20 protein-coding genes and 16 tRNA genes are annotated in these 20,357 nt (G+C 51.5%); 5 read left to right on the top strand and 31 right to left on the bottom strand.

Going from position 1 to position 20,357, the window contains the following annotated elements:
- Window positions 1-37: 37 nt before the first annotated feature.
- Window positions 38-1,075, bottom strand: a complete 1,038-nt coding sequence (locus AC0YN4_RS08500) for a LacI family DNA-binding transcriptional regulator (protein ID WP_475836087.1) — start codon at window positions 1,073-1,075, stop codon at window positions 38-40.
- 149 nt (window positions 1,076-1,224) lie between these two features.
- Here AC0YN4_RS08500 and AC0YN4_RS08495 point away from each other — a divergent pair, with 149 nt between their 5' ends.
- Window positions 1,225-1,641 (top strand): NINE protein, encoded by a 417-nt coding sequence (locus AC0YN4_RS08495; protein ID WP_475835597.1) that lies wholly within the window; start codon window positions 1,225-1,227, stop codon window positions 1,639-1,641.
- Window positions 1,642-2,135: 494 nt separating this feature from the next.
- Here AC0YN4_RS08495 and AC0YN4_RS08490 read toward each other — a convergent pair whose 3' ends face one another.
- The 4 genes from AC0YN4_RS08490 to AC0YN4_RS08475 form a co-directional block, all read right to left on the bottom strand.
- Window positions 2,136-3,722 carry a peptide chain release factor 3 gene (locus AC0YN4_RS08490; RefSeq protein ID WP_475781037.1) on the bottom strand — a complete coding sequence of 529 codons (1,587 nt, stop codon included), beginning with the start codon at window positions 3,720-3,722 and terminating at the stop codon, window positions 2,136-2,138.
- Between the two features lie 18 nt (window positions 3,723-3,740).
- A complete protein-coding gene (locus AC0YN4_RS08485; RefSeq protein WP_475781036.1) occupies window positions 3,741-4,370 on the bottom strand; it encodes a cyclase family protein in 630 nt (209 codons plus the stop codon).
- 32 nt (window positions 4,371-4,402) lie between these two features.
- A complete protein-coding gene (gene zwf, locus AC0YN4_RS08480; protein WP_475781035.1) occupies window positions 4,403-5,959 on the bottom strand; it encodes a glucose-6-phosphate dehydrogenase in 1,557 nt (518 codons plus the stop codon).
- 123 nt (window positions 5,960-6,082) lie between these two features.
- Complete coding sequence (locus tag AC0YN4_RS08475; protein ID WP_475781034.1) at window positions 6,083-6,886, bottom strand: YwmB family TATA-box binding protein; 804 nt, start codon at window positions 6,884-6,886, stop codon at window positions 6,083-6,085.
- A gap of 94 nt (window positions 6,887-6,980) precedes the next feature.
- Between AC0YN4_RS08475 and AC0YN4_RS08470 the strand changes: the two genes are divergently transcribed.
- A complete protein-coding gene (locus AC0YN4_RS08470; protein ID WP_475781033.1) occupies window positions 6,981-7,385 on the top strand; it encodes a hypothetical protein in 405 nt (134 codons plus the stop codon).
- A gap of 185 nt (window positions 7,386-7,570) precedes the next feature.
- The gene (locus tag AC0YN4_RS08465) at window positions 7,571-8,893 is read left to right on the top strand and encodes a hypothetical protein (RefSeq protein ID WP_475835596.1); all 1,323 of its coding nucleotides are present in this window, start codon (window positions 7,571-7,573) and stop codon (window positions 8,891-8,893) included.
- Window positions 8,894-8,996: 103 nt separating this feature from the next.
- Here the strand turns inward: AC0YN4_RS08465 and AC0YN4_RS08460 are convergent, their stop codons facing one another.
- On the bottom strand, window positions 8,997-10,280 hold the full coding sequence (locus AC0YN4_RS08460; protein ID WP_475836086.1) for a molybdopterin molybdotransferase MoeA: 1,284 nt from the start codon (window positions 10,278-10,280) through the stop codon (window positions 8,997-8,999).
- A gap of 274 nt (window positions 10,281-10,554) precedes the next feature.
- On the opposite strand from AC0YN4_RS08460, the gene mobB reads away from it, so the two are divergent.
- Window positions 10,555-11,070, top strand: coding sequence for a molybdopterin-guanine dinucleotide biosynthesis protein B (mobB, locus tag AC0YN4_RS08455; protein ID WP_475835595.1), 516 nt, complete (start codon window positions 10,555-10,557; stop codon window positions 11,068-11,070).
- Here mobB and AC0YN4_RS08450 read toward each other — a convergent pair.
- From AC0YN4_RS08450 to AC0YN4_RS08440, 3 genes are read right to left on the bottom strand one after another with little or no spacing between them, the layout of a single operon-like run.
- Entirely contained in the window at window positions 11,057-11,227 is a 171-nt protein-coding gene (locus AC0YN4_RS08450; RefSeq protein ID WP_475835594.1) for a hypothetical protein, read from the bottom strand. The genes mobB and AC0YN4_RS08450 overlap by 14 nt on opposite strands.
- 13 nt (window positions 11,228-11,240) lie before the next feature.
- Window positions 11,241-11,561, bottom strand: a complete 321-nt coding sequence (locus AC0YN4_RS08445; protein WP_475835593.1) for an L-rhamnose mutarotase — start codon at window positions 11,559-11,561, stop codon at window positions 11,241-11,243.
- Window positions 11,562-11,575: 14 nt separating this feature from the next.
- Window positions 11,576-13,090, bottom strand: coding sequence for an L-arabinose isomerase family protein (locus tag AC0YN4_RS08440; protein WP_475781028.1), 1,515 nt, complete (start codon window positions 13,088-13,090; stop codon window positions 11,576-11,578).
- Between the two features lie 161 nt (window positions 13,091-13,251).
- Between AC0YN4_RS08440 and AC0YN4_RS08435 the strand changes: the two genes are divergently transcribed.
- A complete protein-coding gene (locus AC0YN4_RS08435; RefSeq protein WP_475781027.1) occupies window positions 13,252-14,124 on the top strand; it encodes a helix-turn-helix domain-containing protein in 873 nt (290 codons plus the stop codon).
- 67 nt (window positions 14,125-14,191) lie between these two features.
- Here AC0YN4_RS08435 and AC0YN4_RS08430 read toward each other — a convergent pair whose 3' ends face one another.
- The 22 genes from AC0YN4_RS08430 to AC0YN4_RS08325 all read right to left on the bottom strand — a co-directional run bounded on the left by AC0YN4_RS08430 (window position 14,192) and on the right by AC0YN4_RS08325 (window position 20,176).
- Window positions 14,192-14,869 carry a response regulator gene (locus AC0YN4_RS08430; protein WP_475781026.1) on the bottom strand — a complete coding sequence of 226 codons (678 nt, stop codon included), beginning with the start codon at window positions 14,867-14,869 and terminating at the stop codon, window positions 14,192-14,194.
- On the bottom strand, window positions 14,826-15,971 hold the full coding sequence (locus AC0YN4_RS08425; RefSeq protein ID WP_475835592.1) for a sensor histidine kinase: 1,146 nt from the start codon (window positions 15,969-15,971) through the stop codon (window positions 14,826-14,828). The genes AC0YN4_RS08430 and AC0YN4_RS08425 overlap by 44 nt, the downstream gene beginning before the upstream one ends.
- 122 nt (window positions 15,972-16,093) lie before the next feature.
- Window positions 16,094-16,783 carry a PspA/IM30 family protein gene (locus AC0YN4_RS08420; protein ID WP_475835591.1) on the bottom strand — a complete coding sequence of 230 codons (690 nt, stop codon included), beginning with the start codon at window positions 16,781-16,783 and terminating at the stop codon, window positions 16,094-16,096.
- Window position 16,784: 1 nt separating this feature from the next.
- Window positions 16,785-17,255: a PspC domain-containing protein gene (locus AC0YN4_RS08415; RefSeq protein ID WP_475781023.1), complete on the bottom strand. Its 471-nt coding sequence runs from the start codon at window positions 17,253-17,255 to the stop codon at window positions 16,785-16,787.
- Window positions 17,255-17,947: a PspA/IM30 family protein gene (locus tag AC0YN4_RS08410; protein WP_475835590.1), complete on the bottom strand. Its 693-nt coding sequence runs from the start codon at window positions 17,945-17,947 to the stop codon at window positions 17,255-17,257. The genes AC0YN4_RS08415 and AC0YN4_RS08410 overlap by 1 nt, the downstream gene beginning before the upstream one ends.
- A 52-nt stretch (window positions 17,948-17,999) precedes the next feature.
- Window positions 18,000-18,293 carry a LiaF transmembrane domain-containing protein gene (locus AC0YN4_RS08405; protein ID WP_475781021.1) on the bottom strand — a complete coding sequence of 98 codons (294 nt, stop codon included), beginning with the start codon at window positions 18,291-18,293 and terminating at the stop codon, window positions 18,000-18,002.
- A 342-nt stretch (window positions 18,294-18,635) separates the two neighbouring features.
- Window positions 18,636-18,717 (bottom strand) — tRNA-Leu (locus AC0YN4_RS08400).
- 7 nt (window positions 18,718-18,724) lie between these two features.
- A tRNA-Arg gene (locus AC0YN4_RS08395) sits at window positions 18,725-18,801 on the bottom strand.
- A gap of 24 nt (window positions 18,802-18,825) precedes the next feature.
- Window positions 18,826-18,899 (bottom strand) — tRNA-Cys (locus AC0YN4_RS08390).
- Window positions 18,900-18,907: 8 nt separating this feature from the next.
- A tRNA-Gly gene (locus AC0YN4_RS08385) sits at window positions 18,908-18,982 on the bottom strand.
- Between the two features lie 6 nt (window positions 18,983-18,988).
- Window positions 18,989-19,063: transfer RNA gene (locus AC0YN4_RS08380), tRNA-Gln, on the bottom strand.
- Window positions 19,064-19,090: 27 nt separating this feature from the next.
- Window positions 19,091-19,166: transfer RNA gene (locus AC0YN4_RS08375), tRNA-His, on the bottom strand.
- Window positions 19,167-19,182: 16 nt separating this feature from the next.
- Window positions 19,183-19,256: transfer RNA gene (locus tag AC0YN4_RS08370), tRNA-Trp, on the bottom strand.
- A 12-nt stretch (window positions 19,257-19,268) separates the two neighbouring features.
- Window positions 19,269-19,353 (bottom strand) — tRNA-Tyr (locus AC0YN4_RS08365).
- Between the two features lie 4 nt (window positions 19,354-19,357).
- Window positions 19,358-19,433 (bottom strand) — tRNA-Thr (locus AC0YN4_RS08360).
- 23 nt (window positions 19,434-19,456) lie between these two features.
- Window positions 19,457-19,532 (bottom strand) — tRNA-Phe (locus AC0YN4_RS08355).
- A 14-nt stretch (window positions 19,533-19,546) separates the two neighbouring features.
- Window positions 19,547-19,623, bottom strand: a tRNA-Asp gene (locus tag AC0YN4_RS08350).
- A gap of 38 nt (window positions 19,624-19,661) precedes the next feature.
- Window positions 19,662-19,738 (bottom strand) — tRNA-Met (locus AC0YN4_RS08345).
- Window positions 19,739-19,768: 30 nt separating this feature from the next.
- A tRNA-Val gene (locus tag AC0YN4_RS08340) sits at window positions 19,769-19,844 on the bottom strand.
- A 78-nt stretch (window positions 19,845-19,922) separates the two neighbouring features.
- Window positions 19,923-19,997, bottom strand: a tRNA-Glu gene (locus AC0YN4_RS08335).
- A 5-nt stretch (window positions 19,998-20,002) separates the two neighbouring features.
- Window positions 20,003-20,093: transfer RNA gene (locus AC0YN4_RS08330), tRNA-Ser, on the bottom strand.
- A 7-nt stretch (window positions 20,094-20,100) separates the two neighbouring features.
- Window positions 20,101-20,176, bottom strand: a tRNA-Asn gene (locus tag AC0YN4_RS08325).
- Between the last annotated feature and the right edge of the window lie 181 nt (window positions 20,177-20,357).

Below are 20,357 nucleotides of genomic sequence, written 5' to 3'. Positions count from 1 at the left end.
CATGAAACCAATAGGTACACCTCACCTAGGTATCACGTTATTTTGTCGTCGTTCTCGTTGTCTTGGAGGAAGCCCTTTCAATCAACTTCACAGGCAGCTTAACTTCAAAAGGGGACGATGGTTCTGTCTCCGTCATCATGTCAAGCAGGCGGGAGGCCGCCTCGCAGCCAACTTCATAGAACGGAACACGAATGGAGGTAAGCGGCGGCTCTGTCATCCGCGAGACATCGGAATCGTCACAGCCAACAAGCGCAACGTCCTCGCCTACGCGTATGCCCAGCTCCTTAAGCCCTTGCATGAGCCCGATTGCCATACGGTCGTTTGCAGCTATCACCGCATCGACATCACCGCTGCGAATGAGCTCCGCTACCTTTACAGCCTGCTGATAGCCGCTCTTGCGGCTATAATTCCCAATCAGCACATGCTCAGCTTGGAAAGGCAACTGCGCTTCAACGAGCGCCTGCCGGAAACCCTTCAACCGATCCAAACTGTTGGAGTATTCCGCAGGACCATTGAGAAAACAGATCTTCCGAAAGCCTTGCTGCAGAAGATGTCTGGCCGCATGTCGGCTCCCCATTTGCTGATCGGCATCCACCGTGTTGAAGGCTTCTCCTTCAAAGCGCTGATTAACGAGGCAGAAGGGATGCTCCCCTTCCTTGAGCTCGGCAAGCGCCTCACGTTCCGTCGGCACGTCTTGAGCGCCAAGTATGATGCACCCGTCAATCTTCTGCGTCCGAAACAGATTCGCATAGTCCCGCGGCTCGTCAGCTTCCCGAAACAAGAGCAGCAAATCATAACCGCGCTGCTTGGCAGTAACCCCGATCCCGCTTAATACTTCAGAGAAGTAATAAGTCGAGAATAGATTCACTTTAGGCAATAGCGGCAAAATAACGCCAAGATTTCCGCTTCTGCGCAGCGCAAACCGCTGTGCAAGCGCGCTTGGCACATACCCAAGCTGCTTGGCGGCATCCACGACCCGTTTAGCCGTCTCATCCTTCACTGTCCCGGCGCCGTTCAGCACACGCGATACCGTCGCTTCCGACACTCCTGCTAATTCAGCGACTTTTTTACGGATAAGTCCTTCCTCCCATCCAAGTTAATGATCCAATGTACACGCGTACATTTTCTCATGCAAGCGGTTTCGTGTCAATCCTTTTACAAGTTTTTTAACATTTAATTACAACGGTGATGGACTGCCGCCACTACAAAGGAGAAGAAGACGTCATGCTCACCAAACATGACTTGACCTATGAAGAATTACTCATCCTTCTCTCCGAGCTTCGCGATGCCGAGAAATCGCCGGCTGTCTCGTATCTACTGCTGTTTGTCGGCATTCTGGGACTGCACCGCTTCTATTTGAAACGGGCTGTCACCGGTACAGCACAGCTGCTCCTCTTTGCAGCCGCAGTACTCTTCTACGTTATGGGCTCCGTTACTACTGCCTCTACAACCAATAATCGATTATCCATTATGCTCTGCGCCATTTCGGGAATTGTCCTCAGTATTTGGCTCATCGTCGACATGTTCCTGCTGCCCGGAATGCTCCGATCTTACAATGATGGCGTGAAGCAAGAGATTCTGGCCGCGATTGAGCATCATCGCCGCATGGAGCTGTTGGCTGGCCGTTCCATCCCGGATTAAATGGACTCCAAATTATCCCTATCTCGTAAAATAAGGCCTTCTCGATTCGGAGGCCACTGAAAAAGTCCAATTAATGATAGGCATAGACTTTCATTTTACTTGCCAGAGCCAGGAGGTTGTAATCGGCTTCCTCCTTGAGTTGTACAAACTACACGACAAACCAAAGACTTCCGAGAAAAAAGATATTTTACATGTATAAACTGCATTTGAAATACGGAAAACCAGCTAGATTCACTAGAAAGTAACGTATGAATTGTACTCAGTACACGTCATACGTCATTTGAGACTAGAAAGTAGCGAATGTGTTGTACTCCTTACACGTCATACGTCATTTGAGACTAGAAAGTAGCGAATGTGTTGTACTCCTTACACGTCATCTTCGAGCCGCGCGATAGGTGATCCGCTGTACGATTCGAAAATCCACCTCATCACCAACAACAACCAAAAAAGACCTCAACCCCGTCAGCGAACTAACGGAATTGAGGTCACTATTATTAAGGAGCCATCTCCAAGAATTTGGAGGTTGGGTTCTTATCCATTGCGGTACGCATCGCATATTCGTTCTCGAACAAGGCTACGTAGTTGTCTTTCTTATCCTTTACCAGCGTGGAATTAATCCGGTACTTGGATGGGTCAATCTTGTCATCGACAATCCAGCGGGCAAACTGGAACTGCATCCGGTGCAGCTGAATCTCGACTCCGTATTCCGAACGCATCCGATGCTCGAACACCTCGAATTGCAGCTGTCCGACAACGCCTAGAATGGTTTCATCGAAGTTGCCCGTGGAATGGAACACTTGAATCGTTCCTTCTTCCGTCAGCTGATCGATACCCTTCTGGTATTGCTTATGCTTGAGTGCGTTCTTCACGGTAACTTTCGCAAACAGCTCCGGCGAGAAGGTTGGCAGCTCGTCGAATACAACATCGCCGCCTTGGGACAAAGAATCGCCGATCCGGAAGATACCCGGATCGAACAAGCCGATAATATCACCCGGATAAGCATTTTCTACGATATCCCGATCCTGCGCCAGAAATTGCTGCGGCTGGGCAAGCTTGATATCCTTGCCGTTACGTACATGGCGAACACTCATGCCCCGTTCGAAACGGCCGGAGCAAATGCGTAGAAACGCAATCCGGTCACGGTGGGCGGGATTCATATTCGCTTGGATTTTGAAGACATAACCTGTGAACTTCTCGCTCATCGGATCGATTGGACCGCTTGTGCTTTGACGCGGTGTCGGCGAAGGAGCAAGCTCCAGGAAGTTCTCCAGAAACGTCTGCACGCCGAAGTTGTTAACCGCACTTCCGAAGAATAGCGGTGTCAATTCGCCTGCACGGACTTTATCGTAATCGAACTGATCCCCTGCTACATCAAGCAGCTCTAGATCTTGAATCAACTGTTCCGTCAAGAAGTCGCCCGCCATCTCGCGGATATGAGGATCGTTATAATCCTTCACCTTCACAACTTCAATCGTGGAATGATCGTTGCCTTGGAACAGCTCCACTTGGTTCTTCATCCGGTCGTAGACGCCGCAGAGCTCGCGTCCCATGCCGATAGGCCAGTTCATCGGAACCGCCCGAATACCAAGCACGCGCTCAAGCTCTTCCATCAGTTCAAATGGACTTTGCCCTTCACGGTCGAGCTTGTTAATGAAGGTGAAGATAGGAATACCGCGTTTGCTGCACACTTGGAACAGCTTAATCGTCTGTGCCTCGACGCCTTTCGCGACGTCGATAAGCATGACGGCGCTGTCGGCTGCAGTCAGCGTACGGTACGTATCTTCACTGAAATCTTGGTGACCCGGTGTATCGAGAATGTTAACGCGATGACCGCTATAGTCGAACTGCATAACGGAAGACGTAACGGAGATCCCCCGCTGCTTCTCGATTTCCATCCAGTCGCTCGTCGCATGGCGGCTTGCTTTACGCGCTTTAACCGTACCGGCTTCACGAATGGCGCCTCCGAATAGAAGGAGCTTCTCCGTTAGTGTCGTTTTTCCCGCATCCGGGTGAGAGATAATGGCGAATGTACGCCTTTTCTCCACTTCTTGTTTAATCTCATCGGTCATTGTTTTACTCATGATAGTTCCCTTCGTCCTTTACATGCCGCCAATCAAGAAAGCCCGGGCAGGAGCTGCGTCCAGCCCCGTAAGCTTAAGCGGCGCAATGGCCATAAAATAGGTGCCGGGAGCGACATCCTTCAGACGCAATCCTTCGACAATAATAATATTATTGCGAAGCAGAGATCGGTGCGTCGGATATTCCGGCTGTGCGCGCTCGATGCCGAGTGCATCCGTACCCAAACCGCGGATACCGAGCTCAACTAAATAGCGAGCGCCGTCTTCGCGCAGGAAGACAAAATTGAAATCAAATGCTTCCGAGAACGAGTTGCGCGTCTTGAACAAAACCCACTCATTACGCTGCAGGTGAAGCGGCTCTAAGTCTGCACGTGTGATGCATTCCTCGCAATGCGTCAAGTCGACAACGCGAGCATGACCAATGAGCTGCTCCAGACCGATCGTTTCAATCGCCTCTCCATCTTTCAGCATATGCAGAGGTGCATCTACGTGCGTACCGCAGTGAACATCCATATCTAGACGGGATTCGTATACAGCTTGTCCGTTATCATGGTTAGACATATTCGTGATGATCGGCAAGTTCGATGCTTTATTATTAAACACTTGCATCGATGGATCGACCGTCATCGAAATATCGTAAATTTTAAACATGGTCAACGTCTCCTATACCGCCTTGCATGCAATCATTTCGGACCGCCAGAGATCCAAATCACGTTATCCTCAGCTTGCCCGTTCACCGGCCACCAATGGAAGCCATCTTGAGCAAGGAGATCGTCCGTGCTTGCCGGCCCCCATGAACCTGCAGGGTAGAGCTGAAGATCGGAGCTGTCTTTACGCCAAGCATCTGCGATCCGATCCACGAAGGACCACGCCTGCGCAACCTCATCCCAACGAGTAAAGTAGGTGGATTCGCCGCGAGCCGCATCATAGATCAGGCGCTCGTAAGCTTCCGGCGTATTGATGCCGATCATGCAGCTTTGGCAGAACTCCATCGAAACCGGCTGTACGACGTTGTCGACGCCGGGCTTTTTCGCGTTGATCTTAATATAAATGCCTTCCATCGGATTCACGCGGATGACAAGTAAGTTTGGTGCCAGATCATGGCGGCGCGCGAACAGAATATTGTCCGGCACGTTCTTGAACTCGATCACAACCTCAGTTGTTTTCACCGGAAGGCGTTTGCCCGTGCGAATATAGAACGGAACACCTGCCCAGCGGAAGTTATCGAGGAACACACGAGCTGCCATATACGTCTCGGTTGTCGACTCCGGATTAACGGAATCCTCTTGGCGATAGCCGCTAAGCGGTTTGTCTTTCGCCGAACCTTCCGCATATTGTCCGCGAATGACATGCTGATTCACTTCGCCCGCCGATGCGAATGGACGCAGCGAACGCAGTGCCTTCACCTTCTCGTCGCGGATATCCTCCGGATGCAGCCTGCTTGGCGGCTCCATTGCGATCATCGCAAGCATTTGCATCATATGGTTCTGAACCATATCGCGAAGGGCGCCTGACTTATCGTAATAACCGCCGCGCTCTTCCACGCCCACGGTTTCGGATAGCGTGATTTGGACATTAGCGATATGTTTATTGTTCCACAATGGCTCAAAAAATGCGTTCGAGAAACGAAGCACCTCGATGTTTTGCACCATTTCCTTGCCCAAGTAGTGATCGATCCTGTAGATCTCCTCTTCCTTGAACACTTGGCTGAGCTGAGTATTGAGCTTGCGCGCCGAATCGAGATCATAACCGAACGGCTTCTCGATAACAAGCCGGTTCCAGCCTGACGATTCCAGCAAACCGCCGTCACGCAGGTTGAAGGAAACCGGTCCGAACAAATTCGGTGCCAGTGCCAAATAGAACAATCGGTTGCCCGGGATTTTGAATTTCTCATCCAGCCCTTGCGATAAGCGGGCCAACTCCCGGAATCCATCTACATTATTAATGTCGAGGGACATGTATACAAAATGCTCGGCGAACCGGTTCCATAGCTCGGCATCATCCGATTTGTAACGCGAAAATTCGCTGATCGATTCGTAGACGTCAGCTCTGAACTGCTCATTCGTCCGCGGTCTGCGGGCAAGTCCTACTACGGCGAAATCCTCGGCCAGCTTGCCTTCTTTATATAAGCTGAATAGCGCAGGAAAAAGTTTCCTACGCGCCAAGTCTCCTGTAGCTCCAAACAAATAATAAACCGCACCCTCTGCGGCAACTGATTCATGTTTGCTCACTTCGGTCATTTCCCTCATTCTCTTATGTATTTTCATACAACGATTGGTAAGATCATGTTATGTAGTTTAGCATATTGAGGCCATAGATGCTATTCATGCCATCATAAAAAAAACGAATCGGTTTTCAAACTTCTAGTTATTCGGCAATGAATAATCTCCAGTAATTAAAGGCACTCCGACGATTAATTCCCCGTCTTCCCCTGCTGTTGCAGATGATTCGGCCAACTGTAGATTCACTTTCGCGGAGCCGCTTCGTACGCTGCTTTGTAACGCTTCACTATAATACGTGATGCTTTCCGTATGTCCGTCGTTATACGACTCCATCTCCTTGGCTGCCGCTGTTGCTGCAATTCGCGCTGCACCACCTTCACGGATCGGTATTCCGCGAACCGTAAATCCCCCTTGAATATCAAGCCCCTCCGCCGACTGCTCCACATTGCCGATCATCTCATCCATTGAAGTCCGACTCGTCCCCACGGCCGCATCCAGCAGCAGGACAAGCTCATACGGCTTATCCGCGGACGGTTCGTCTATGCCGGGTTTGGTATGAATCCATAGCTTCATATGTCCCGCTTCATTAGATGACATGACATCGACAGGTTCATTCCCATCCAAGCTCGCTGCCAAATGAAAGCCGAGCGAAGCCGCCAAACGCTCTGCTCCTTTCCGATCGGAAGAACTGTCCCAGCGGAACGTCCAGTGTGCCTGCTCCGCTCCTCCTTCGAATTCACTGCCGCTCCACGCCCAAACTTGCTCAAAATCATGCCGGAGCCGCTCACGTGCAGCGGTTGAAGCCTCATTGTCATTGGCATAATACGCGCCCCACAGCCCGGCAGCCAGCATAACGAACAGGGCGGTCAGAACGCCCCACTTCGGGGTGCGCTTGGGGCGTCGCAAGCTTGGGACGATATTGTCCTCGGAACGGGAAACGACCATATCATTTCACTCCTCGTTAGGTAAATAACCATACGCTTATGCCTGTAGGTGAATAGACTGTATCCAAGAACCCAGGGGGAGGTATCAAATAAAAATGGATCAAATTTACCCGCTCCATGAGGATCATATTAAGAACTTTTGCGGCATGGCCGTTTGTGCCGTTACACAAGATGGTCAGCGACATGTCGGCATTCTTAGTCGGTGTCATGGCGGCAAGCTGATGTTCAATGAACAAGCAGGCGCTCTAAAGCATGTCAGCTCGCAAGCACAACCGCCTCAACAGGGCAAAGTGACGAATTCGAAGGTGAAAAGCAAGAAAGGCAGCAAAAAAGCGGTGACGGAAGCTAAGCCGAAGGAAGCTGCGCAAACGCAGGCTTACTATCCGTATGATCCGTATTATGGTGATCCCTACTATGGCTATGGTTATGGCTATTCGCCATTCGGAGAAGCATTTGCCATTGATCTGGCGTCCCTTGCTTTCCTTTTTCTCCTCCTATAACGATGGCCCTCAAAGCCCGAAGCCTGGTGTGGTGTATGCTGCGAGGTAAGGGCTTTTTGTCTGCCGACAGCTTGGCCGATAGGAGCGAAAATAACTTTAGTGAAGACAGTTAACGCTCATCGACAAACTGGAAATATTTATTTAAAATAATAGTAGTAGAGATGACATGATCGGAGGGCATTGATATGGTTATGCCGTATGCTATACCCGCTGTATTCGGAACCGTGCGCAGGACGCAAGAGCCCATCATTCCTGTGGAACGGTATGCGCTGTATCCGAATTTCAATTCATGGCCCTTCACACGTCAACAACAGAAGGCTCCTGCCGGTTCTGGGAATTTGCTCGGATCGATTGGCAGCTTCGGTTTGCCAAGACAAGCCCAAGATACGTTGAAGGCTGCCGCAGGAAGCTCAGCTGCATGGCTGGCTCAAGGAAACAAACTCAAAGCGGCTGTCACGGACATGATGATGAAGGATAAGACTGCTTTTGGCAATCGAATTGTGGCGGTATCGGACAGCGTGGATAACGGTAAAGTGACGGGACTTGCGGCTTTCGGCGCAGAACGCATCTTATATGACTTTCAAGTTGATTCTGTGGCGCGGTCTCAGAAGAACATAAGCTTCGACTTGACCAAGAATGCCCCTTCCATCATGGGTGCAGGCCCACATACATTCACCATCCAAGCAGGGAACGAAGCGAAAACTTACACTACTTTCATTAAGCCCGGAGAAACGAATGACAACGCGCTCGGCAAGCTTCGCGATACCATAAACAGTGCCAAGCTTGGCTTGACCGCTTTCGTAAGGGAGGATCGGACAACCGGTACCGTGAAACTCGAGCTCGCCTCGAATCACACCGGCAAGAAGTCTTCTTTTGAGATTAAAGATCAGCATGGAAATCTAATTGCGGCCAGTGGGATTGGACGTATTGCTGTGAATGCAACAGACGCGAGGTATCGGGTAAATGGTGAATCTTACATTGATTCGTCGTCGAATGACATTTCCCTGCAACAAGGTAAAGTAACCGTGTCGCTCGCGAAGCTGGATGCCCCGGCAGATTTCACAATCATGGTGGAGCATGACGTAGAAGCGGTTGCAAAGCAGCTCGGCGGCATTGTCGATGAGGTCAATACACTTCAAACCATCTATGAGGATGCTTCAGGCTACTTAAACCCGATGCTTCGGAACCGGATCGAAGACGCTGTTCAGAGCTCCGGCGCTGACGTTATCGGTTTATCTCGTACTGCGGATGGCCGCTTCAAGTTGGATAAGGAGAAGTTCGAGACTGCAATGCAAACGAGGCCTGATGAAGTGAAACGGCTTCTATCGGGCAGAAGCAGCCTGACCTCACGATTGAAAGAAGCGCTTGATCGATTTACGGGACTGCCGACCGAAGCATTGATTAGTTCGAAGGCCGGCGGGTTTCAGTCTTTTACGCTGTACGGTGCTTCATCGAAGTCGTACCTGCAGCTGCCGCTTGGCGGACTGTACGTGAACTCTTTTATGTAAAATAGTAAACCCGCCGGTTGGAGCCGACTTTGATGTCGCGGCTTCAAGATGGCGGGTTTTGTTTGTTAGTTGAGGATGAGAAAAAGGCGATCGAGTCGCATGCCTATAGTACGATAATGTCGACGATGGTATCGGCCGCTGCTCCTTCCGGACTCGCCTTCAGACGAATGAGTCCGTCGGCATCCGGGATGGAGGCCATCATGCTCGATTTGCCGAAGGCGAGCGGATCGGCGAAGAGCATCCCATCGCGGGAGAATAGCCGCGTGCGCACGAAGCGCTCGTGCGGGCTGCCCTTGTCAAAAGGGGACGAAAGCTTGGCCGTCACCTGCTTCGGCAGCGATTCATTAACGCTGGCTCCCTGCAGGCGCTGTATCGCCGGCTTGGCGAACAGCTCAAAGCCGACGAAGCACGCTCCGGGATTGCCCGACAGCGCAAGCAGCAGCTTGCCCTCCATGACGGCTGCCGAGGTCGGACTGCCGGGCCGCATGGCCACTTTGTTGAACAGCAGCCGCGAGGCCTGTGGAAGCGTGGCTTCGTTAGGGGCAGGCGAATCCACAGCTGGAAACGCTGGCGCTTCGGCCGCGCCGTCGCTTCGCTCTAAACCGCGAAGCAAGCTCGCGATGACATCATAATCCCCAACCGACACGCCGCCGGTTGTGATGATGAGGTCACTCTGCGCCAGCGCTTCTGAAATCGCGCGAGCCGTAGCTTCCTGCTCGTCTGGCACGCGACGCAGCACCAGCGCTTCGCCGCCGCATTGTTCCACCAATGCGGCGACCATCGCGCTGTTGCTGTCGCGGATGCAGCCCGGCGCGAGCTCCGCCTCAACCGGCAGCAGCTCCGCGCCGGTTGCCAGCACCGCGACGCGCGGGCGCGCATACACCGGCACGTCGGCGCAGCCAAACGTGCCGAGCAAAGCGACGTGGCCCGGCCGCAGCCGCGTGCCGGGCTCCGCAATAACGCTGCCGCAGCGAAATTCCTCGCCGCGGGGCGCGATGTTCTGCCCGGGCTCGGCGGCGCGTTTCACGTGCACCGCCGGCAGCCCGTCAACCCTGGCGTCCGCCGTCTGCTCCAGCATGACGACGGCATCCGCCCCCAAGGGCACCGGTCCGCCCGTCATAATGCGGACGGCCGTCCCCGGTGCAACAGCCGCCGAGGCGAGCTCGCCAGCGGCAACTGAACTGACAACGCGCAGCGTCGCCGGTGTACTCGGCGACGCCAGCGTCGTATCCGCGCTGCGGACGGCGAAGCCATCCAGTCCGGATCGCGCAAAAGGCGGCCAGTCCGTCGTCGCCGTAATCGCCTCCGCGAGCCGCCGACCCGCGGCTTGCCGCAGCGGCACAAGCTCTCGCCGCCCCGATACAGCCGCTTCAAGCACGAGCCGCATTGCTTCCTCCACTTTGACCGCGCGTCTACGATAACGCGCCTCTCCCTGCGGCTGCTTCACGTATGCTTCTCCTCCACTCAATCTCTCTATAACTGTCTTGTTTATCTTTAGCAATTGATTTGTCCTATTCTGTCTCGATCGCTCTCAACTGCATTTACTATCTCTTATCCCACCATTGTATCAGAATGTGGCAAATTCGCGATACGCTTATGCTATACTCGAATCAACTTATACACGTCTCTGGATCTCCAATCCGAAACAAGGAGCAACTCTCATGACCTCTCATTCCGATACGCTTAGCCGTTCTGCCCCATTCGTCCTCCAAATTGTCGGCTACAAAAACAGCGGCAAAACCACCATGCTCACCGCACTCACGAAGCTTTTAAAACAAGCAGGCTATACAGTAGGCACCGCGAAGCATGACGCCCACGACTTCACGATGGATACACCGGGAACGGATACATGGCGGCATCAAGAAGCCGGCGCCGACATCACAGCGATCAGCTCTTCTTCCCGCAGCGCCATCATCAGCGCACGCCCTGAGTCGCTTTCCGCCCTGCTTACCCATATGCAGCATGTCGATATTGTGCTTGTCGAAGGATTTAAGCAGGAACATTATCCCAAGCTGATCCTTCTCCGCTCACCGGATGACGAGTCTTTGCTTACACTGACGAATCCCGCCATGACAGCAGTCTGGCCTCAGACCAACACACGCACATCCACTCATGTCCCACACTACGATATTAACGATATCCCGGCCATCTATAATCATCTGCTCACGCTCCTCTAACAAACAAGCTGCTCCGAAAGTCAACCTGACTCTCGGAACAGCCGCTCTTGCTCTTGCCCTTGCTCTTGCTCTTGCTCTTGCTCCTGCTCTTGCTCTTGCTCTTGCTCTTGCTCTTGCTCTTGCTCTTGCTCTTGCTCTTGCTCTTCCCCTCGCCCACGACGACTCCTGCTCTACCCTACGTCCCCCGAATAATGAAACACCTCTTCTATCTCCCGCACAATATTTCCATCCTCATTCTTGATCAACAAATCCGCCATAAACTGCTGCCATCGAACGTTCGCCGGATGAGTGCTCAGCGTCTGCATCGCCTGCTCGAAATCTTCTACCTCCATATATGCAAACAGCTTAACGCCATCGATAAAAATACTATAAGTTCGTATGCCAACCTCTCCGAAAGCCTGCAGCAGCTCCGGATCGACGTTCCGATGCCGTTCTATATACGCCTCGCGATTGCGCTCATCAATTTGCAGAACAAAAGAAACCCGTTGCATTGCCGCTCACTCCCCTAATTGTTTTTGCACAATGTCACATGACGAAGCTGCAGCAGCTCCGCTACTTTCTTGAACTGAGCCGCCTGATTCCCAACCGCAATGGCGCAATGATGTGTCGGCGCTTCGGCAAACCATTTCTCCATATAGTCATCCGGATGAAGGTCAAATTTTACATGCGTCTGTGTATTGCCGATTTGCATGATTTCCCCATTCGTTGCCTGACCTTCACTCGCAATCATCGCAAGCTTCCCGTCTCCGGTCTGAGTCACATTCAGTGTTGTAATGGAGCCCCGCTTCACCTTCGCTTCAACGGAAACCCCTGTCCCCCTCTTCCCATGATACAAGCCCATCCCCCGCAATATCGGCTTCTCGCTTGCGATCGCAATATGGAACGGCCCATCATGTCCGAGCAAAATCGTTTCATCTTCATAATCGACTACGACAATCTCAGAGAAGCTTCCGCCTGTCCCCAGAATGTCGCATATTTTCATCCCGACAGCCGTTTTCATATCCCCTTCGCCTGAGCATGGGATGCCTCGTGCCGTTAACAGAGAGTGGCCAACTATAAAACCAGCCTGCAGCTTCTCGTATTCATTTCCGTCCTGGCCATGATAGTAATACGTGAGCGCATCCAGATCATAGGCACGTACCAGCTTCTCCTGCGCAACCGCCACCTTCGCCGACCATTCGAGCTGTTCCTGCGTTGGTTTCTTGGCAATCGGATCGGAAGGGGAGTCCCCGCTTATCTCGAACATTTCAACCACTTCTTCGAGCTTTGCTTCGATCTCCTCCTGCGTCACTTCCTTCACAAACCGGTCGAGATCGCACATCTCCAGCACTTCCACATGCAGCCCAAGCTGAGCTTGAAGCATCGCGAAATCACTGTACATGTCGAGCATCCCGCTGTACGTATTGCCGAGGAAACCAAAGCGTGCATGACGCAGTGTCCGAACAACACCAGCCGCTTTAATCCACTCTTCAATTTCCCTCATTGCCCTTACAGCCTCTGGACGGTCAACTGTCACCTCATCCGTCAATGAAATTGCCGGTGTATAATCGAGCCCCAGCAAACCATTAATAACGCGAAAACGGATACCCGCACGATTAAAAGCATTCGATATCTCAGGAACCGGACAAGCCACGCAGTGCGCGAGCCATTCACCTGTCGTCGACTTCGCATAATTGATTCGCGCGGTCGGCTGCAAATTCAAGACGATTACAGGCTTGCTGCAGAATTGATGTACCGGCAGCACCGTCGAACTCGTAGAGTAAGTAGCCACATGGCAGAAAACAAGATCAACGTTCTTCTCATTGAACCATTCTCCCGCTTGCCGCCCCCTGCCCTCCGAATCGACTAGTCCGAAATTATAAATCTCGCCATACGGAGACATCTTGTTCTCCAAATGACATCCATACTCCATGAGCCGCTCGCGAAGTCCGGGAAACTGCGGCCAGTAAGCTTCCAGACCAATCGAGTACAAGCCGATGCGAGGCTTTCTTGCCGGCTTGATAGGCGTGAGCAGTGACATCGTCGTTCCTCCCCGATATAAATAATAGATTTATACCTTCATTGTAATCGCTATGATTTAAACTAACATCGCGCGATATTGCTTCAAAATAACAGAATATTGCTAACTGCTCTGAAGCATCAGATAATAAGGACAATCGCCTTTGAAGGGGGAAGTTGCATTTGCCACAATATACGGAGAATGCCTCGCATAGCTGGACACCGGATTCCGTGCGTCTTATTACTTCTCCAAGCGTCGCAGCCCGTTCAACGCTTATGTATGTGCAGGAAGCCGGCTATTTCTGGACGCATCCGCCTTATTTTACAGAACGTCAGCATCTGCCTTCCTATCTGCTTGTTTACACCGTCTCCGGAGAGGGACGACTCGAATATGGCGGGCAAACTTACAGTTTAACGGCCGACTCGCTATTCTTCATCGACTGCATGGGACATCAGCATTATCGAACGGCCGAGCAGGACCATTGGGAATTCGCCTGGGTTCATTTCTATGGCGGTGCAAGTAAGCATTATTACGAGCTGTATGCACAGCAAGGTGATCCACGCCTGCAACTACAACCGCAATCACCTCTTCTCGAGCAAATCCGAGCCCTAATCCATATTCACGAGAATAAAACCGTACATACAGAGCTTCTAGCCGCCAAGCTTCTGACTGAAATAGCAACCGAGCTGATTCTGTCCGCTCATGTCAGGAATTCCGATTCCGGTACCATCCCGCCCTATATAGCCGATGCCGTACGGGAGATGGAGCGCCGCTACTCAGAGCGACTTCGAATGGATCACTTAGCAAGGTCACTTGCCGTGAGCAAATACCATTTCACTCGTGAGTTCAAGAAGCATATCGGGATGTCCCCTAATGACTACCTTATCTATCTCCGTATTGTGAAGGCCAAAGAGCTGCTCCAATATACCACGCAATCCATCGCAGCAATCTCGGATGAAATCGGCATCGACAATGTCAGCCATTTTATTAACCTCTTTAAAGCGCGGGAAGGTCTGACTCCCTTCGCCTTCCGTAAGAAATGGAGAACGTTATGACATCACCTGCAGCCGCGCCAAAAAGGCCGTTCCCTGAAATCCAGGAAACGGCCTTTAACCATAAGTGCTACTCCGCCAAACCATGCTTGTGCGCATATATAGCCGCCTGCGTCCGATCATCCACGCCAAGCTTTGCAAAAATATTCGTGACGTGGAACTTCACCGTCTTAATCCCGATGAACAGTTCCTCGGCAATTTCTTGGTTCGATAACCCTTTCGCCACGCATTTCAGCACATCCATCTCCCGGTCTGTCAGCTGCTCATGAAGCGGACGCACAGCTTCTGCCTTGGGCTGACGGAATCGGTTCATCATCTTCATAGCAACCTGTGATTCCAGCACGGATTGCCCTCTTGCTGCAGCGCGTATCGCATCTGCAATTTCATTCGCACGGGAAGTTTTGAGCAAATAGCTGAACGCACCTGCTTCGATTACCGGATACATTTTACCATCATCTAAGTAGCTGGTGAGCACGATTACTTTGCAGTCTGGATAGAGCTCCAGAAGCTTGCGGGTCGTTTCGACGCCGTCCATGCCTTCCATAACTAAATCCATCAATACGACATCTGGCCGATACGCTTGCGCCAGGCGGATCCCTTCCATCCCATTGCTTGCTTCCCCTACGACCTCAATGCCGTCCTCTGTATTCAGTACAGCCGCAAGTCCGATGCGAACCATCTCATGATCGTCCACGAGCAATACTTTAATAGGTTGTTCGATGCTGTCCATTCGTTCGATCGCTTCCATTCGGTGATATTCCTCCTCCATCATGCCCAGCCGCAGGCACCCATATGTCTATTAATACGCCATTTCCCGGTGAAGTTATTAATTTTAACGAGCCGCCGAGCACATTGACGCGTTCCTCCATCGTTAATAATCCATAGGAGGTCTGCTTCTTCTCCTCCAAGTTAAAGCCGGTTCCATCATCCTGCAGCGTCAGCCGAACGTAAGCTCCCGCATGCTGCAAATAGATATTGAGATGCTCTGCCTTGGAGTGACGGAGTGTATTGGATAGCGCCTCCTGCGCGATACGGAACAAATGGTCTTCCGCTTCCGTATCCAGCTTAATCGTTGGATCCGCCTCCAGCGTAATCACCATCGGCACCTTCTGCTTCAGCTCATCTATTAAGCTGTGCAGAGCTTGTCCCAGGTTTTTACCGTCCAAATGAATCGGCCGCAAATGAAGCAGCAAGGCACGCATTTCCGATTGCGCAACAGATGCCATCTCCTCGATAAGCTGTACCTGACGTTTAGCACGCTCCCAGTCCTTCTCCATCGTCCGGCTGACCGCGGTTGCCGTCATGGAGATGGCGAAGAGCTGCTGGCTTACCGCATCATGGAGCTCGCGAGCAAGACGCTGCCGCTCCTCAATGACAGCCGAGAACCGAACCTGCTCCGTCCAGGCTTCATCCTCTTCCGAGAAGGATTCAGGCGCCTGCGCCTGCCCTTCTTGGTCAGGCAATGTCACACGCTGACGTTTGCGGCGCTGCTGCTCCGTGAGCCGTTTCATCGCCTCTCGAAGCTTTACGCTTTGCAAGTAACTGTACGCGGCAGCCAACACCAGTGAGAGGGCAATGACCGTCAGTCCGATCAGCGCTGCTTTACTTTGCAGGGCAAACAGCTTCACATAACCGGTTCCTTGCAGAACCAGTACAATTAAGCCGAGAATAACGAGTATCCACAATACGGTCTCTGCTGCATTCCTTCGCTTCTCCGTTTGCATGGCTGAAGGCCGTCCTTCATTTCGATACACCGGAAACATGTTGGCTTGTGCTGCCGGCGCTGTCATCGACCTTGAAGACCGTTCCTTCTCAGCCTCCGATCTCGGCGAAGATGCTTCTTCCTTCACTGCGGTACCCCCTCATCTATGTATAACCGCAGACAAGCCAGTGGTCGATGCCTGAATAGCGCATCGACCATGTGTGGTTTGTTTGTAGCTTTTACGGTTATTGTGAATGCTTTCGTTTCTCTTTACTCGTCGGAAGGCGGGTTTAGCTTGCTCTTGAGCGCTTGCAGCTGCTCTTCGATTTGAAGCTGCTTAGCAGGGTCTACAGAGCTTGCAGCAGCCGCTGGTGCATTGTAAGTGCCGTAAGGAACGCGCATGACATCAGCTTCAGCTTCCAATTGCATAATTTTCTCTTCCATTCGGCTGAAACCGCGCGATGCGTGGCCGCTCTCAATGGAGTGTACAGAAGAAACTTGCGCCATTTGTTTCTTCGCCTTCGCCATTTGGGCACGGGCAGCCAGCTCATTGCGTTTGTTGCGAAGCTGGTAGTATTCATCTTTCATGCTGTGCAGCTGTGCCATGAGATCATCCGCTTGTGTTTTGGCGCTTGCATGCATCTCAGTATATTCCGCTGTTTTCTGATCGAAAAAGATTTTCTCCTCAAGCAGCTTGCGTGCCAATTCCTCTTGACCTGCACGAAGTGCAGTCTCTGCTTTCGCTTCACGGTCTGCACCGCTGCGAACCGCTTCATCCAGGCGCTGCTTCATGCGGCGCTCACTTGCCATTTGTTTCGCTACTGTAAGCTCAGCCGTATGGATCTCAGCCTCCATATCGCGTAAGTACTGATTGAGCATCACAACCGGATCTTCCATTTTATCAAGCAGCTCATGCATCGATGCCTTCGTCATATCTTTCATTCTTTTGAAAATACTCATGTTAAAACTCTCCCTTCTCATGTTTCGCTAATTTAGCACGAAGCTCTTCAATTTCTTTGCGCAATGCACGTTTCTCCAAATCTTCCATCATGGCATCTATATTAGAAGCCGACTGCGCCGGCGGCGACTGCCAATTCGCTCCGCCCGAGGTTGGTGGCTGAGGCGGGTTGTTGTACGAGCTTTTATAACCAAAACCTTGATCCTGACCCGTGAAATTGCTGCCTTGCGGACCGTTATTCCAATTACCGCCGCCATTATAACCGCCCGGTCCATATCCGCCATAATGGTACGGATCTTTCGGAACAACTAATCCAGCCAGAATATAGACAAGTATTAATGCGCCACTTGTAAAGACGGTCACCACAATCAGAAGAATCCGAAGCAGCGTCGCATCAACATTCAGCATTTCGGCTAGACCGCCGCATAAGCCAAAGAGCTTCTTGTCGCGGCGCGAACGATACAGTTTCTTCATTACGGCTTCCATCCTTCCTGTTGTAATTTGCGTTTCAATTGCTCCATCTCACGTTCAATCACGTTCTGCAGCGTATGTCCCGCTTCGGTAATAAACTCTTGCCCTGCTTTGCGAAGATCACGAAGGCTGCGAGCTTCCAGCTCCATATCAGAAATCCGGTCTTCCAGCTTGCGGAACATCCCGCTCGGCTGTTGTCCCGCCGAACCGTATGTGCTGCTGCCTGTATAACGCTCATTCATGCGCTGCTGTAAGCGAAGCGATTCCATCCGTGCGGCAAAATACTCGCGCTTCTCATACACCGTTTGATACTCGCTGCGCAGCTCGCGCAGCTGTTCTTCCAATTCTCTCGTGCCTTGCAGCGATTGATTATAGAGCTCACGATACTGCATCGCACGTTCCTCGCTGGACGCTTTCTCCATTAACGCAATGCGAGCAACTTGCTCCTCGCCGGCTTTCAGCGCAATAATAGCTTGCTGCTCCCGCTTTTCTTTCAACTGCTCGGCTTGCAGCCACTGCATTTTCAAATGATTATTATGACCGGCGCATTGCTGATAAAGCTTCTCTGCCCCGATAATCTCTTCCCTTGTCGACCAGAGAAACTGATCGATCAGCTTTACGGGATCTTCCGCTTTCTCCAGACGCTCATTCAGCGTCGCAACCGTCATATCCCGCACTCTCCGCATGATACTCATCGTTCTTGCCTCCTTCGTCCACTGCTATAAATTAATCGTTGTAGTTCATCCGTTAGATACTTTTTCTGCGATTCTTAAATAAGGAGACGCCCCATACGATAAGTCCGACTGCGAGCAGCAGCGCGAACAGTCCTGCTAATTTGCCGATCAGCATAATAGCTCCGACTACGATAAGAATACCGCCGATGATTTTGCTGTTATTACGAATACCTACCACGCCAAGACCGATCAAGATGAATGGCATGAGCAGACCGATAATCCATCCAAGATTGATACCTATAAACTTCATGACCATCAATGCACCAATCACGACTAGAATTGCACCCAATGCAGATTTTCCGTTCATTGTTTGTGTCACCGCCTCTCATTGTTTAAATGCTGTTACTTCTCTTTACGCCTTGCTTCATTCATTTGTTTCGTTTCTTGCTTATGTCCTTATTCTAGGTTGTTTTAGCTTTTTCCAAAACGGACTCGCGACGGTTTTTGTTACTGGACCTCAGGCGGGGAACACGCCGACCTTAAGGCTGAAAGACAAACAAGACCCATCCTGAGCTATCCAGTACAGACCTTTTCTTTAGCTGCTAACCGTTCTTTTCAATAACAATAGGCAGTCCGTTATTGTTATGACGCCACACGAACAACAAAAAACCTGTAAGATCATTGATCCTACAGGTTGTCTTATTCAATATGGTGCCGGCGAGAGGACTCGAACCTCCACGGTTTCCCTCACGATTTTGAGTCGCGCGCGTCTGCCATTCCGCCACGCCGGCAAATTGATGGCGCGCCCTAAGAGATTCGAACTCCTGACCTTTTGATTCGTAGTCAAACGCTCTATCCAGCTGAGCTAAGGGCGCAAATTATTAAATTTTGAAAAATTGTGGAGGCGCCACCCAGACTCGAACTGGGGGTAAAGCTTTTGCAGAGCTCTGCCTTACCACTTGGCTATGGCGCCATAAAAGATGGAGCGGAAGACGGGAATCGAACCCGCGACCCTCGCCTTGGCAAGGCGATGCTCTACCGCTGAGCCACTTCCGCGTAAAATGGCTGGGGATCTAGGATTCGAACCTAGGGATGACGGAGTCAAAGTCCGTTGCCTTACCGCTTGGCTAATCCCCAACGCATAAGTGTTCTTTGTAGTTGATATGGGGCGACCGATGGGAATTGAACCCACGAATGCCGGATCCACAAACCGGTGCGTTAACCACTTCGCCACGACCGCCATACAACTATTCAATTGGCAGGGGCAGCAGGAATTGAACCCACACCAACGGTTTTGGAGACCGTTGTTCTACCCTTAAACTATGCCCCTAAGATAAAAAAGTGGTGGAGGATGATGGATTCGAACCACCGAACTCGGAGAGAGCAGATTTACAGTCTGCCGTGTTTAGCCACTTCACTAATCCTCCATGATGGTGCCGGCGATAGGAGTCGAACCCACGACCTACTGATTACAAGTCAGTTGCTCTACCAACTGAGCTACACCGGCATATGAACTTACAGTTTGAAAAATGGTGGCTCGGGACGGAATCGAACCGCCGACACGAGGATTTTCAGTCCTCTGCTCTACCGACTGAGCTACCGAGCCGAACTTTGAAGAAATGGCGGAGCCGACGGGATTCGAACCCGCGGTCTCCTGCGTGACAGGCAGGCATGTTGGGCCACTACACCACGGCTCCGCGTTATTAAATGCTCGGTATGTACTACCGAATTGTTTTGGTTGCGGGGGCAGGATTTGAACCTGCGGCCTTCGGGTTATGAGCCCGACGAGCTACCGAGCTGCTCCACCCCGCGTCATTAAAAGGTACTTCTTATGAAGTTAAATGGTGGAGGCTGACGGGATCGAACCGCCGACCCTCTGCTTGTAAGGCAGATGCTCTCCCAGCTGAGCTAAGCCTCCGTGTTAAGCGACAAGTAATACTATAACTCATTTACTTGTGTCAATGCAAGTCTTTTTTTGAAGAATTTTTGAAGAATTTGGTGACCCGTAGGGGACTCGAACCCCTGTTACCTCCGTGAAAGGGAGGTGTCTTAACCACTTGACCAACGGGCCTAATCTGGCGGAGAGCGAGAGATTCGAACTCTCGAGACGCGGTTAGCGCCTACACGATTTCCAATCGTGCTCCTTCGACCACTCGGACAGCTCTCCAGATGAATGGCTCCCCGAACAGGACTCGAACCTGTGACAACTCGATTAACAGTCGAGTGCTCTACCAACTGAGCTATCAGGGAACAGTGTTATTCAGGAACTTGGTACAAAGCTTGCGCCTTGAAAACTGGATACGAACCTTTGCGAAGGTTTTCATTAGCTGATTGTTGTCCGAAGTTGAACATCCGAGCAGATGTTCGTAGGATAAGCCCTCGACCGATTAGTATTCGTCAGCTGCATGCATTGCTGCACTTCCACCTCGAA

Source organism: Paenibacillus sp. J22R3, from assembly GCF_056269305.1.
Note: the sequence above shows the minus strand (reverse complement) of the source record. Positions and strands in the feature narration are given on the sequence as shown.